The following is a 14,176-nucleotide window of genomic DNA, read 5'->3' on the forward strand; positions in this document are numbered from 1 at the left end:
TTGGCGGTTGAGCGAAGTCAAAACCGCATCATCTTTTTGGCGGTTGAGCGAAGTCGAAACTGCATCGTCTTCTTGGCGGTTGAGCGAAGTCGAAACTGCATCGTCTTCTTGGCGGTTGAGCGAAGTCGAAACCGCATCATGGTAAGCATTTTCAATATTAATGGCGGCAATGTAATAAGCCAATAAAACAATTTCGTTGGCGTGTAATTCGTGTTTGTATTTTCGTTCAAGGTCTTTTACATCAATCAAACCGCTTTGCAAAAGCCGGGTTACAAAAGTTCCTGTTCCGGTAAAGGGGTCCAGAATATGCACATTTTCATCGCTTATGTTTCTGCCAAATTCTTTTTGCAAAATATCGTTTACCGAATGAATGATAAAATCAACCACTTCCACAGGTGTGTAAACAATTCCTAACTTCTCCACCATTTTAGGGAAAGCAGTTTTAAAGAATTTGTCATACAGTTCAATGATAATGCGTTGTTTGCCCGTGGCGTTGTCAATTCCTGCGGCACGCATTTTTACGCTTTCGTAGAATTTGTCCAACGTTTCGGCATCTTTTTCCAATGCTTGTTCGTTGAGCAAATCCAACATACGTTGCATACTTTGGCTCACGGGATTGTTTTTCACAAACGAATAACCCTCAAACAAGGCATCAAACACGGGTTTGGTAATAATATGCTGACTTAGCATTTCAATGGCTTCGGTTTGCGTAATACTCGTGTTGATATTTTTATGCAAGCCCGCTAAAAACTTTTCAAATTCTTTTTGATACCTTTTGTTTTCGTTAATGAGTTTGGTAATGCGTTCGGTTTGTCGTGTGGCAATATCGGCTACTGATTTAGCCCATTGTTCCCAATAGCGTTTGTCGCCCACTTTTTGCACCATTCGGGCAAATACTGCGTTTTGCAGTTCTTCAAATTGCAGCGATAATTGGCGTTGAATTTCGCCCGAACTTTGTTGTCCGTCTCCGCTGTGTTCTTTTTTTACAGGATTTCCGTGTTCGTCAAAACTGTATGCCGCACCGCCCACCAAAATTTGGTTGGGGCGTTTTTTGTTCAGTTCAATTTTGTTGATGGTGGCATTAAAGCGGTCATCGTGGGCACGCAAAGCGTTTAGCACCGTCCACACTACTTTGTAACGTTCGTTGTCGTCCAGGGCTTGCTCTGCGTTTACATCGCTTGGCACCACCACAGGAATAATGATATAACCGTATTTTTTATTCGGTGCAATGCGCATGACACGCCCCACGCTTTGCACCACATCCACCTGGCTGTTTCGTGCCGAAAGAAACAAAACAGCATCTAAACTTGGCACATCCACCCCTTCGCTCAAACAACGCACATTGGTTAAAATGCGACTTTCACGGTCTTGTGGTTCACTTTTGAGCCACGCCAAAAGTTCGTTGCGTTTAGTAGCGTCCATCGTTCCGTCAATGTGCAAGGAAGCAATTTGCTGCATGGCATTTTGCTCTTCGTTTGGCAAAGCCGAAATGTAGGTTTCGGAAGCGGAATTAAACGTTTCGGTAATGCGTTTAGAAATTGCAATACTTTGGCAAAAGGCAACGGCTCTACGCATGGGGTCGGGGTCGCTGTCTTTTATCAAACCTTCATCGCCCAATACTTTTTTGCTCAGTGCATTTACGCAACCAATCAGTTTGGTAACATCATCGGTGTTTACTTCGTTGTTTTTGTCGGCAATGGCATTTTGCAATGCAGGCGGTATATCGTTTTGATTAAGCGTTAAGATTAACACTTTGTAATCGGTCAATAAATTTTTAGAAACCGCTTCGCCAAAACCAATGCGGTAAATTTCTTGTCCGTACAATTTTTCATCGTCCATACTCCAAAGCGTGGCTTCGGCTTGTGCGGCTTTGCTTTTGCTCGTGTCGTCATACAAGCGTGGCGTAGCCGTCATATACAAACGCTTTTTGGATTTGATGAAATTATTGTCGTGCACTTTTGTAAATGCACTTTCTTCTTCGTCCACTAAGGCAACGCCTGTGGTGCGGTGTGCTTCATCGCAAATAATTAAATCAAATTCGCTGTATTGCGGCAGTTCTTTTGAAAGTGCTTTTTGTGCTTTGCTAATCACTTCAATACTTTGGTAAGTAGAAAACACAACGGTCATACCTTTGTTTTTCTTTACTTCCAATCCTTTGAATTGGGCAACGATATTTTTTACATCGGTGCTGGCAGGCAAAGCCAAATCCACAACGGAAGTGCTGTCAATGTCTTCTTGTTTGCTTTTCTTTTTTGTAACTTCCGGGTCAGAGCAAATACAAATAGCGTTTATATTTTCTTGTGCATCGGCATACCATTCGTTGAGTGTTTGTCCAAGCAAAGCGATGGAGGGAACTAAAAATAAAATAAGTCCTTTTGCTTCTGTTTCATTCTCAGCTATACGCAACGAAGTAAATGTTTTGCCTGTTCCGCACGCCATAATCAATTTTCCTCTGTCGGCTTGTTTAAAATGATTGTGCGTATTGTTCAAAGCATCGGTTTGATGTTGGCGTAAAGATTTCTTTGCTGTTCGTGCTTGTTCTCCGTGTATTCCGTCTTCCAATTTTTGCCAATCAACAGGTGCGTCTGCTAATTCATAAAGCGTAATTCGCCCCATAGGAATTTGCTGATTTTTGAACGCTTCTGCTGCGTTTGTGCCAAAAGGTTTTCCTGTGGTATCAATCCACAAGCGAAAAGCAAACGAAGTTGTTTTTAAATCAACACCTTTAAAATTTCGTCCCGAAGTAGTGATAAACGTATCAACGGCTTTTTTGTCAATGGTCGTTCCTTCCTGGTAGCATTTGCATTGAATAGCCCAATAGTCGCCCGAATGAGTAAGAGCTACCAAGTCAATGCCTGTGTCGTTTCCGCCCAAGTCGTCTTTTGCGGAAAATTCATTCCACAGCCAAACGTTTTTAAAACGGTCTGCATATTTGCTGTCGGTTTGCAAATACGCCTGCATTAAGCGTTCAAAGCGGTCGCCTTTATCGCGTTCGGAAAAAGAAGTTTCACGATACCTTGCTAAAATTGTATTGAATGAGCTACTCATTACTTTTTTTGGGGTTTTAGCTTGTTAAATATTGGCAAACATAAGCAAACAAGGCCAAATAATATAGCAAAGTGAATGATCGTGAAGTAGAATATCAGTCAGAGAAAACTGCTTATTTTTTAAGAAGTAAGAAACCCAAAAAGTAATCTGATTGCCATAATATTTTTGCAATAAACCTCTTTCATACTTTCTGAACCAGAATCCCAAACTAAATATTCGTTTTTCTCGAGATATTTGGATAAGTCGCATAAAGATTTTAACTTTGCGCCCCCGCAGATATGGGTAAAAAGCAACAAGACTTTTGCTTGGAAATCCCAAAATTAAAATTAGGAGAACAAACATTTAGCTTTGACCTTAATAATGATTTTTGGGATCTGTTTCAAGGAGGTTTAATTACACACGGGCAGGTTAGTTATCAAGTAACCGTAGTTAAGTTTGCCAACCAGCTTGATGTCAGTTTTAAAGCAGACGGAAAGGTTGAATTGGCTTGCGACCGTTGTACGCAACCATTTGAAACGGCTATTCATAGCGTTAATCGGGTGATTTATAGCTATACACCTCCCATTTCAGGACAAGAACAAACTGATTTTGTATCAATCAATCGGAATCAGGTTTTCTTAGATATTTCTCAGGAGATGTATGATTTTGTTTGTATTTCACTCCCAAACAAACGAATCCCTACGGATTGCCCTGGAGAACGTTGTCCGGCTGAGGTACTTAAAATACTGGGTATCAACCAACCAGAAACAACTCAAGATGCGGAAACTATTGACCCTCGCTGGGCAGAACTGACAAAATTAAAATCAACACTTAAATAATTATTAAATTTTATGCCAAATCCCAAACGCCGTCATTCCAAGACTCGCCGTGACAAACGTAGAACACATGATAAGCTAACTGCAAAACCGCTCTACTTAGATCCAATTAACGGCCAGCCAACGGTATATCACCGTGTAAATATCGCCAGTGGATACTACCGCGGCAGAAAAGTAATGAAAGGTACTGATGATTAATTAATTACACCATGCGTATTGGTTTGGATGTCATGGGGGGAGATTACTACCCCCATGCCCCTATCGCTGGAGTTATTCAAGCCTTAGATGCCTTAAAATCTGAGGAAAAAGTCATTCTATTTGGGCAGCAGGCTGTAATCGAAACAGAATTAGCTAAATACTCTATTTCAGCCTCAAAAATAGAAATACTTCATTGTGAGGATGTTATAGAAATGGATGAGCACCCGGCAAAGGCTTTTACAGCTAAGACTAAATCTTCGATTGCTACCGGATACCGGATGCTAAAAGCACAGCAAATAGACGCTTTTATTAGTGCTGGAAACACCGGAGCAATGTTGGTCGGATCTGTATTAGGCTTGGGAACCATCCAAGGAATTCAACGCCCTACCATCGGCGCAATTTACCCAAATGGGAATCAGCCAATCCTGATTCTGGACGTTGGTGCTAATGCTGATGCAAAGCCGGAATACTTAGCGCAATGGGCTATAATCGGCACTATTTACATGACCGAAATATTTAATATGCCAAAACCAAGAGTTGGTTTATTGAATATCGGAGAAGAAAAAAGCAAAGGCAATGCGCTTACCCAAAATGCCTACCCACTTTTAGAAAAAGAAACAGGTATCAACTTTATTGGAAACGTAGAAGGCCGAGACTTTAACAAGAATAAAGCAGATATTATTGTATGCGACGGTTTTGTAGGTAATATTATCTTAAAATTTGCCGAATCTTTTTACGAAGTAATGAAGCCCAAGATTGCCGATACCGACTTTGTAGAGCTATACAATTTTGAGAACTATGGGGGTATTCCTATTCTGGGAGTTCAAGGTGTGGCTATAATTGGTCATGGTATTTCAGGCCCTACTGCTTACAAAAATATGATATTACGTGCCAAAGACATCGTTCAGGCAAATTTAATAAACAAGCTGACTGCCGCTTTTCTAACCCAAAACGCTGAATAATCTCAGCGGCTATTAAGAATAAATATAACTCTGTATGATTACAGCCGCGATTACGGGCGTTTCTCATTATTTGCCGGATTATATCCTGACTAACGCTGAGTTAGAGAAAATGGTGGAAACCACCTCAGATTGGATTGTTGAAAGAACAGGCATTTTAGAAAGACGTATCCTGAAAGGACCTTACGGAACTTCGGATATGGCAGTTGAAGCGATTAAGAAATTACTTACGAAAAAACAGATAGCCCCTGAATCTATCGAACTGCTGATTTGCGCAACCACTACGCCGGATATGGTTTTTCCGGCTACTGCCAATGTTATTTGCGATAAGGCCGGCCTAAAACGTGCATGGGGCTTTGATTTACAGGCTGCTTGCTCCGGCTTTGTGTATGCACTCACAACCGCCTCACAATTTATTCAGTCAGGACAATATAAACGAATCTTGGTAGTTGGAGCAGATAAAATGTCTTCTATCATTGATTATGAAGACCGAAATACCTGTGTTATTTTTGGGGACGGAGCAGGAGTTGTATTGTTAGAACCCAATACAGAAGGATACGGATTACTGGATTCAGCCTTGTATAGCGACGGTTCCGGACGTGCACACCTACACATGAAAGCCGGTGGAAGCCTAAAACCGGCAACAGCAGAAACGGTTCAAAATAAAGAACACTTTGTTTACCAAGAAGGAAAACAAGTGTTCAAATTTGCGGTTTCCAAAATGGCCGAAGCAACCTTAGAAATCATGCGCCGAAATCAATTAACTTCGGAAGATATTGCATGGTTAGTTCCTCACCAAGCCAATAAGCGAATTATTGATTCTACCGGCGAAAGAATGGGAATACCACCCGAAAAAGTTATGCTCAATATCCAAAAATATGGAAACACCACCTCCGGAACCATTCCTATTTGCTTATCTGAATGGGAACACTTACTCAAAAAAGGAGATAACTTAATCTTAGCTACCTTTGGAGGCGGGTTCACCTGGGGAGCATCTTGGGTAAAATGGGCATATAACCCCACATAAAACGAACTTTCTTTATTAATTTAAAAACTTTTATGCAATTACGGCTTACATTATTCACACTTTTTTTATCGTTATTACTTTCAAACTGCCATAGCAGCCGGAAGGCTACCCATAAGAATACTGGCAAGGCAGATGCCACTATTAATCCCCCAAGTAGCCAAGAGAAAACTCCCGCTACATCTCCCTTAGAAAAAAAACCCGTTTGGGCTCCCCAAAAATATTCTTACAATCCCAGCAGAACAAAACTCATTGATATTATTCATACAAAATTAGAAGTCAATTTCTTGTGGGATCAAGCTCGAATGAACGGAAAAGCAACCTTAACATTAAAACCTTGGTTTCACCCTCAAGATTCAGTTGTTTTAGATGCCAAAGGATTTGATATTCTAACTATTTCACTTATCAAAAATAATAGCCTCCAAAAACTTATCTATAAATATAATAATCAAGAACTAACCATTCAATTAGATAAAAAATATTCCAGAGATGAAGCCTTTCAGATAGTTATAGAGTATATAGCTAAACCCGAAGAACTTAAATCTCATGGTGGTTCTGATGCTATCACGGATGACAAAGGACTTTATTTCATCAATTATGACGGGAAAAACCCCAGAAAGCCCAAACAGATTTGGACACAAGGCGAAACTCAATCTAATTCCTGCTGGTTTCCAACAATAGATTCCCCGAACGAAAGAACGACCCAAGAAATGTATATCACGGTAGATCCGAAATACAAAACGCTTTCAAACGGAATTCTGGTGAGTTCTACCCAAAACCCAAATGGCACCCGTACAGATTATTGGAAAATGGATCTTCCCCACGCACCTTACCTTTTTATGATGGCTGTTGGCGAATTTTCAGTCATTAAAGATTCTTGGCGCGGAATAGAAGTAAGCTATTATGTAGAAAAAGAATACGAACCTTATGCAAGACTTATCTTTGGGAATACTCCGGAAATGATAGAATTCTTTTCCACCAAATTGGGCGTTAAGTTTGCGTGGCCTAAATACAGCCAAATTGTAGTCCGTGATTTTGTTTCCGGTGCTATGGAAAACACCACTGCCACAGTTCATTCCGGTGTTTTGCAGCATGACGCACGTGAACATTTAGACGAAACCCACGAAGATATTATCTCTCACGAACTTTTCCACCACTGGTTTGGAGACTTAGTAACCTGTGAATCCTGGTCTAACCTCCCCTTGAATGAAAGTTTTGCAACTTATGGCGAATACCTTTGGATTGAGCATAAATATGGAAAGCAAGAAGCGGATTTACATTTAGACGATGATTTAGCTAATTATTTAGCTGAGGCGAGTCAAAAACGCGAACCCTTGATTCGTTACTACTATAAAAGCCGTGAAGATATGTTTGATGGCCATTCTTATCAAAAAGGTGGTAGAGTGTTGCACGTCCTCAGAAATTATCTGGGAGATGATGCATTCTTTGCCGGCCTCAAACTCTATTTAGCCCAAAATACTTTTTCTGATGTCGAAATTGACGAACTAAGAATGGCTTTTGAGGAAATCTGTGGCGAAGATCTCCATTGGTTTTTTGACCAATGGTTCTTACAACCCGGGCATCCAGAGCTAAGCATAAGTTACGCCTACGATACAACTCAAAAACAGGCTGTTATCTATTTAAAACAAGCCCAAAACTTACAATATATGCCGGTCTATCGCCTGCCGGTCTATATCTCTATCACAGAGAACAATCAAGTACGGGAAATACCGGTTACCTTTGAAACCAAAGATACTACATTCAAATTTCCGACAAATACAATTCCACAAAACATTGTATTTGATAGCAAAAAAATGCTTTTAGCTCGAATTAAAGAGGAAAAACCGCAAGCATATTGGCTGTTTCAAGCTAAAAATGGCGCAAATTTTAAACAGAAACAATCTGCTTTGGCAAACTTATCTGCTGACTTAGAAGAAGAACAAGTACTAAATATATTTGTAGAACTCTTAGATGATCCATTTTGGGCCATTCGTTTGGAAGCATTAGATCAACTACAAACTCGGTCTTCAATACCGAGTTCGGTACTTGAAAAAATCAAGGTTTTAGCCCAGAAAGACCCCAAGGCAGCCATCCGAAAATCTGCTATGAACTGGCTTGTAGAAATCGTTGCAGACAAAGAAAATAGCCAATTCTCAGCAGCCGAAAAATCACCTTTAAAAGCTATCTTTTCAGCAGGGCTATCCGATAGTAGCTATTCTGTGATGGGAGCTGCCCTAACCGGCTTATACTTAGCAGATTCTGTTGCCGGTGTTCAGCAAGCTGAAATAATATCTAAACAGGAAAATCCCAAGTTAATGTCCCAAGTAGCTGAAATCTACTTCTTGGCAAATCATCCAAAAGCATACGAACACGCTATCAAAACCATCGAAATGATGGATGATGGATATGATAAATTTCTTTTAATCAGTTTATTAGGATCGTATCTGCACAATCAAGATGAAGCAACCCAAAATAAGGGATTAAATTTCTTAAAAGATATTGCGAAAAATAATCCTGTTTGGTGGATGCGTCTTGGAGTGGTGCGTGTTTTAGCTGAATTTATGGACAGAGAGGATATTCAACAATTCTTTGAGGAGTACAAAAAGATTGAGACTAACCCGCGTATCTTGAATATGCTGAAAAACTAACCCCAATGACTGGGCAGTTTGATATAATCTTCCCGGCTAACGCTCTGGATAAATTAGGCTTTACTGAAATTGTTCAGCGTCTTGCGCAACTCTGTATCACAGAATCTGCCAAAGAATTAGCACAGCAAACACACCCCTCAATAGACGTACCTTACATCCAAAAGCAGTTGAGGGCAGCCTACGAAGCTAAATCTTTCATTTTTTCGGGACTACAAACCCCGTTTTTTCCCAATGGAAATTGGAAAAAACATTTACAAGCAGCCTCTATTCCCGGCAATTGGTTAGATGAAGAAGCCCTAAGCAGCTTTATCCAAGCACTAAATTCCTGTGTAGCTTGGCATAAATTTTTGCAAAAGCAGGTAGAAGTCAGTCCTAACCTATGCCAAAATAGAGATGTTTTTATCATTATCCATAAAGTACTGGCTGGTTTCTCTGATTTCTTAGATGCCAATGGTTGTGTTTTGCCAAATGCAAGTCCTGAGTTATTCCGCTGCCAACAAGCTATTTATGAGTTAGAAAACACTATTAGGTTGAGTTTACAACGTATATTGAAACGTTGTATTCAACAAGGCTGGACGGAGGAAAAGAGCTACACCATTCGCAATGAACGATATGTAATTCCGGTTTTAGCAGCGCATAAAACCCACTTACGCGGCCTCGTACATGACGTAAGCGGCACAGGGCAGACTTTTTTCATAGAACCTATGGAAATGGTTGATTTGAATAATCAAATAAAAGAAGTAACTATTGCCTATAAAAATGAAAAAATCAGAATCTTAAAGCAAATAACTGCTGAAATCAAAAAAGTTTCTGCCGAATTAAATGCTGCTTTTGAATACCTAACTTGGTTAGATTATAGCTGTGCATCTGGTAGATTATCAATAGAGTTGAATGCACAGCTACCTGATTTTCAGCCAGAAAAAAGATATTTTCGGTTAATTAATGCGCGGAATCCGGTGCTGGTTATGAGAGGCTCTGCCGGTGTTGTCCCCTTTTCGGCAACTTTAACCGAAAAGTGCTCATTCTTAATGGTTTCCGGCCCTAATGCCGGCGGAAAATCAGTAACCCTTAAAACAGTAGGCTTGCTACAGGCAATGTTGCAGTCGGGACTGCTACCTACTGCAAGCCCTGACTCCTGCTTCCCGCTGTTTACATCATTTTTGGTTGATGTTGGTGATAATCAATCTATTCAACAGGATTTAAGTACTTATAGCGCACATCTGAATAACTTAAAACTATTTTTAGAAACTGGAAATGAAGCGTCTTTGGTGCTCTTAGATGAACTTGGCTCGGGCACTGACCCGCAAATCGGCGGCGCAATTGCACAGGCAGTTATAGAAAAATTATTGCAAAAAAAATGCTTTGGAGTTATCACAACCCATTACAATAGCTTGAAAATAATGGGATTACAAGATGAACGAATCCTATCAGCTTGTATGGATTTTGATGTAACTAAGTTAGAGCCGACCTATCATTTATCAGTCGGAAATCCCGGAAGTAGTTTTGCGCTCGAAATAGCCAAAAGAATGAATTTCCCAGCCCAAATATTGCAACGTGCGGCTGAACTATCAGAAGCTAAAACCATTTCCTTAGATGACCATTTAGAAGATTTATCCCGTAAACAAATAGATTTAGATAGCTTAATAGCTGAAAATCAGTCAATAAAAAGACAACTTACCACTTTAGCCGATGAAGAAAAAAAACGATTACAGGCTATTCAGCAGAGTAAACAAGCTATTTTAGAAGAAGCTCGGTCGCAAGCCAAAGAGTTAATAGGAGAAGCCAATGCCAAAATAGAACGGGTAATTGCCGAAATTCGGAAAAATCAAGCGAAAAAAGAAATCACCAAAAACTTACGGCAAGAATTAGAAACTCTTGCTCAAGAGATGACCACCGAAGAACCCGCTACTCAATACATAACTACCCAAAAGCCGGTAGTAGTTGGCTCTTGGGTAAAAATACGGAGCAATAATGCAATAGGCGAAGTTGTTAAAATTCAGAAAAATAAAGCTACGGTAGAAACGGAAAATGTACAACTAACAGTTGCAATTCAAGATTTGGTGGTAGTAGAACATTCTGATAATAAGACGTTTCAGTTAGCAGAACGGCCTGTTGTAAATAGAAATTATTCATTGGAGTTAGATATTCGCGGTCTGAGAGTTGATGCTGCTTTAACGGAACTTGAGAAATATCTGGATTCTGTGGTGCAAACCGGACTAAGTTCCGTAAAAATAATTCATGGAAAAGGCGGCGGAATATTACGTAATGCTATTCGGGAAAAACTTTCCCAGATGAGTTATGTTAAGTCTTTTTCTGATGATTTACCACAATACAGCGGAAACGGTGCTACCTTAGTGCAATTAGTTTAGACTATTAAGTGGCCGATGTGCTGATTTTTCCTTTTTTTGCTAAAACTTATTCCCTAAATAGTGTCAGAGACCCAAAGGATATTGCAAACCTGCAATCTAAACATTGGTTTTGGAAATCAAGAGGTCGTTAAGGACTTGTCTTTTGATGTTTGGGCAGGTCAGACTACCGCATTGGTTGGAGAATCCGGTAGTGGGAAATCTGTTACTGCCTTGGCTATCATGGGTTTACTAAGCGGAGCTAAAATAGCTGCTGAAAAAATGCTTTTTCCTTCAACGCAATTTGGAGAAATCAATTTAGCGGCAGTTACTCCCCCAAAAATGCAACAATTACGGGGTAAAGAAATAGGTATGGTTTTCCAAGACCCACTTTCTTCTTTGAACCCGCTAATACGTATCGGCGAGCAAGTTACAGAACATATAGTTCAGCATTTAAAAGTATCACAATCTATTGCAAATCAACGCTGTATAGAAATATTTGAAGCTGTTCAACTGCCTCGAATCACCCAAATTATTCGTTCTTATCCACATGAGCTTTCCGGAGGTCAGAAGCAGCGTATTATGTTAGCAATTGCTTTGGCCTGCAATCCCAAATTGCTAATCTGCGATGAGCCGACCACCGCATTAGACGTTTCTGTGCAGCACGCTTTGTTGCATCTATTACGAGATTTGCAGGAAAAACGAAATATCGGAATCATCTTTATTTCCCACGACTTGGGGTTAGTTCGCGCCTTTGGGGGCGACGTAGTGGTCTTGTATCGCGGAAAATGTATCGAAAAAGGAAACACTAAGGCTGTATTTTCCAACCCAAAACATCCTTACACACAGGCTTTATTGGCTTGCCGACCCAGTATTCATAAAAAATTGGATACACTCCCAACAGTTGCTGACTTTTGGCCGGATGCAGAACCTGTAAATTACATCAGTAGTTCAAAACCAAATTACTCTGCCAGCCCTAAACAAGGAACAATATTATCGGTAGAGAATTTATGTGTCAAATTTTATCCCAAAGTTCCTTTTTGGAAGCCAAAGCCGGATCCGTTTCAAGCGCTGAATAAAGTTAATTTTAATGTTTCTCATGGAACTACGTTGGGTATTGTTGGGGAATCCGGTTGCGGAAAAACAACCTTAGTAAGAACTATTTTAGGATTGCAACCAAGTGTAAGTGGAAAAATCAGATTTGAAGATATTGACATTAGCCATTTGACGGAAAATAGCTGGAAGCCATACCGTAAACGCATACAGTTGGTTTTTCAAGATCCTTATTCAGCATTAAATCCCAGAATAACGATTGGCAGTGCTATTTCGGAGGTTTTAAGAGTACATAAAATTGTTTCTCCCAAAGAGGTTTTTACTGAGGCTATTCAGCTTTTAAGCTTAGTAGGTTTGCCGGATAGTTTTTATTATCGGTTTCCGCACCAGCTATCCGGCGGGCAACGGCAGCGAGTTGTTATTGCACGGGCATTAGCGACCCGCCCAGAACTCTTAATCTGTGATGAAGCTGTATCTGCATTAGATGTTTCGGTTCAAGCACAAATCATAAACTTAATCAAGCAGTTACAAAATATGCTTGGTGTTACTTGTTTGTTTATCAGCCATGATTTAGCCGTAATTCGGCAGTTGTGTGAGTATGTGCTCGTGATGGATAAGGGAATTATTGTGGAAACAGGAACTACCGAAGCTGTTTTGACGAACCCTAAGCATGAAAAAACGCAACAGTTAATTACTGCTGCGTTTGAATAGTGGGTGGGCCTGCCAGGACTTGAACCTGGGACCAACGGATTATGAGTCCGCTGCTCTAACCGACTGAGCTACAAGCCCTTATCTACACGAAGTAAATTTTATCCGGCGCAAAGGTACGAAACTTTATATTCGATAGCCAATTTTTTTAAAAAAATTTATTTTACGCGCTCCATATATTCTCCGGTGCGGGTGTCTATCCGAATCTTTTCACCAGTATCTATAAATAACGGTACGTTTACCGTAGCTCCGGTTTCTACAGTAGCTGCTTTCAGTACATTATTCACGGTATCTCCTTTTATGGCCGGCTCAGTATAGGTAATCTCAAGTTCAACAAAAAAAGGAATCTCTGCAATCACCGGTACATCTTCTTCAAAGGCCACATTAACGTCCATACCTTCTTTTAGAAATTTACCTCCATTACCGAATAACTTTTCACCAACATAAATTTGCTCTCCGGAATCCACGTCCATACAAACCAAATTAGTGTCATCACGGTAAATGTACTGTAATTTTCTAAAGTCTAATTTTACGAGTGTAATCTCTTCTCCGGAACGAAATCTGTTTTCGATGATTTTACCTGTTTTAACAGAGCGCATCTTTACTTGATAAAATGCCCTTAGATTACCGGGTGTGCGATGAATATATTCTTCTATTACAACGAGTTCATTATTAAAGCGGAGGAATGCACCATTTCGTAAATCGGAAGTTGTTGCCATAAGTTGGTTTTCGAGCGCGAAATTATGCTTTTGTTAATTACGTTTTATAGTTAATCAAAACTTTTTTATAGACTAATTGGGTTCTGGTTCAGAAATTGAGTTATACGATAGTGAAAAATAAACAAGACCAATATTTTGCATATTGGGTTTTTTATTTTATTTTTGGTTTTTAATATAAATCATTATGTCATTTGCATTATATATTCCTGTATCAGAAAGTTTGACTGAGTTGAGAAAATCATTAAAATCATCGTCTTTAATGATGCAACCTCGCATCAAAATGTTGGTAGCGATGAAAGAGGCGGGCAGTAAAGGTATTTCTAAACGTGAGTTGATGGATACCATTGGTGCCAGCAGTCAAAGCATCCACAATTGGCGCACTGCCTACAAAAAAGGAGGTATGGACACCTTGCTACATAATGGTAGGAAAGGGAAAGCAGGAAAGCCATCAGTGTTCACCAAGGAAGAGCATAAAAAAATGGAAGAGAAACTGCATGACCCTAAAAATGGACTGGCAGGGTATATTGAACTCAAGGAATGGATAGCCAATGAGTTTAACAAGGATATTAAATACAACACAGTGCTTAAATATGCCACAAAGCATTTTGGGACAAAGGTAAAAGTAGCTCGCAAAAGCCATGTCAAAAAAAATGAACTAG

At 39.9% G+C, this 14,176-nt stretch carries 10 protein-coding genes and 1 tRNA gene; 8 read left to right on the forward strand and 3 right to left on the reverse strand.

The genetic code is table 11. The annotated features are described in order from the left end of the window. Window positions 1–3,048 (reverse strand): DEAD/DEAH box helicase family protein (locus LC115_01095; protein ID MCZ2355277.1); only part of this gene is annotated, 3,048 nt, incomplete at its 3' end. A gap of 278 nt (window positions 3,049–3,326) precedes the next feature. Here LC115_01095 and LC115_01100 point away from each other — a divergent pair. From LC115_01100 to LC115_01130, 7 genes are read left to right on the forward strand one after another with little or no spacing between them, the layout of a single operon-like run. After that, window positions 3,327–3,866, forward strand: coding sequence for a DUF177 domain-containing protein (locus LC115_01100; GenBank protein MCZ2355278.1), 540 nt, complete (start codon window positions 3,327–3,329; stop codon window positions 3,864–3,866). A 12-nt stretch (window positions 3,867–3,878) separates the two neighbouring features. Next, a complete protein-coding gene (rpmF, locus tag LC115_01105) occupies window positions 3,879–4,061 on the forward strand; it encodes a 50S ribosomal protein L32 (protein ID MCZ2355279.1) in 183 nt (60 codons plus the stop codon). An 11-nt stretch (window positions 4,062–4,072) separates the two neighbouring features. Further along, window positions 4,073–5,023, forward strand: a complete 951-nt coding sequence (gene plsX, locus LC115_01110; protein ID MCZ2355280.1) for a phosphate acyltransferase PlsX — start codon at window positions 4,073–4,075, stop codon at window positions 5,021–5,023. A 34-nt stretch (window positions 5,024–5,057) separates the two neighbouring features. Then, entirely contained in the window at window positions 5,058–6,047 is a 990-nt protein-coding gene (locus tag LC115_01115; protein MCZ2355281.1) for a ketoacyl-ACP synthase III, read from the forward strand. A gap of 32 nt (window positions 6,048–6,079) precedes the next feature. Then, on the forward strand, window positions 6,080–8,692 hold the full coding sequence (locus LC115_01120; protein ID MCZ2355282.1) for a M1 family metallopeptidase: 2,613 nt from the start codon (window positions 6,080–6,082) through the stop codon (window positions 8,690–8,692). Between the two features lie 5 nt (window positions 8,693–8,697). Further along, window positions 8,698–11,061, forward strand: a complete 2,364-nt coding sequence (locus tag LC115_01125) for a Smr/MutS family protein (GenBank protein MCZ2355283.1) — start codon at window positions 8,698–8,700, stop codon at window positions 11,059–11,061. A 60-nt stretch (window positions 11,062–11,121) separates the two neighbouring features. Then, window positions 11,122–12,801, forward strand: coding sequence for an ABC transporter ATP-binding protein (locus tag LC115_01130; protein MCZ2355284.1), 1,680 nt, complete (start codon window positions 11,122–11,124; stop codon window positions 12,799–12,801). A gap of 4 nt (window positions 12,802–12,805) precedes the next feature. On the opposite strand, the gene LC115_01135 is transcribed toward LC115_01130, so the two are convergent. Next, window positions 12,806–12,879 (reverse strand) — tRNA-Ile (locus tag LC115_01135). A gap of 77 nt (window positions 12,880–12,956) precedes the next feature. Further along, window positions 12,957–13,517: an elongation factor P gene (gene efp / locus LC115_01140; GenBank protein ID MCZ2355285.1), complete on the reverse strand. Its 561-nt coding sequence runs from the start codon at window positions 13,515–13,517 to the stop codon at window positions 12,957–12,959. A gap of 184 nt (window positions 13,518–13,701) precedes the next feature. Here efp and LC115_01145 point away from each other — a divergent pair. Further along, window positions 13,702–14,176, forward strand: a 475-nt coding sequence (locus LC115_01145; protein ID MCZ2355286.1) for a hypothetical protein, incomplete at its 3' end; no start/stop codon positions are given.

It is taken from the genome of Bacteroidia bacterium (assembly GCA_026932145.1).
Lineage (GTDB): Bacteria > Bacteroidota > Bacteroidia > J057 > JAIXKT01 > JAIXKT01.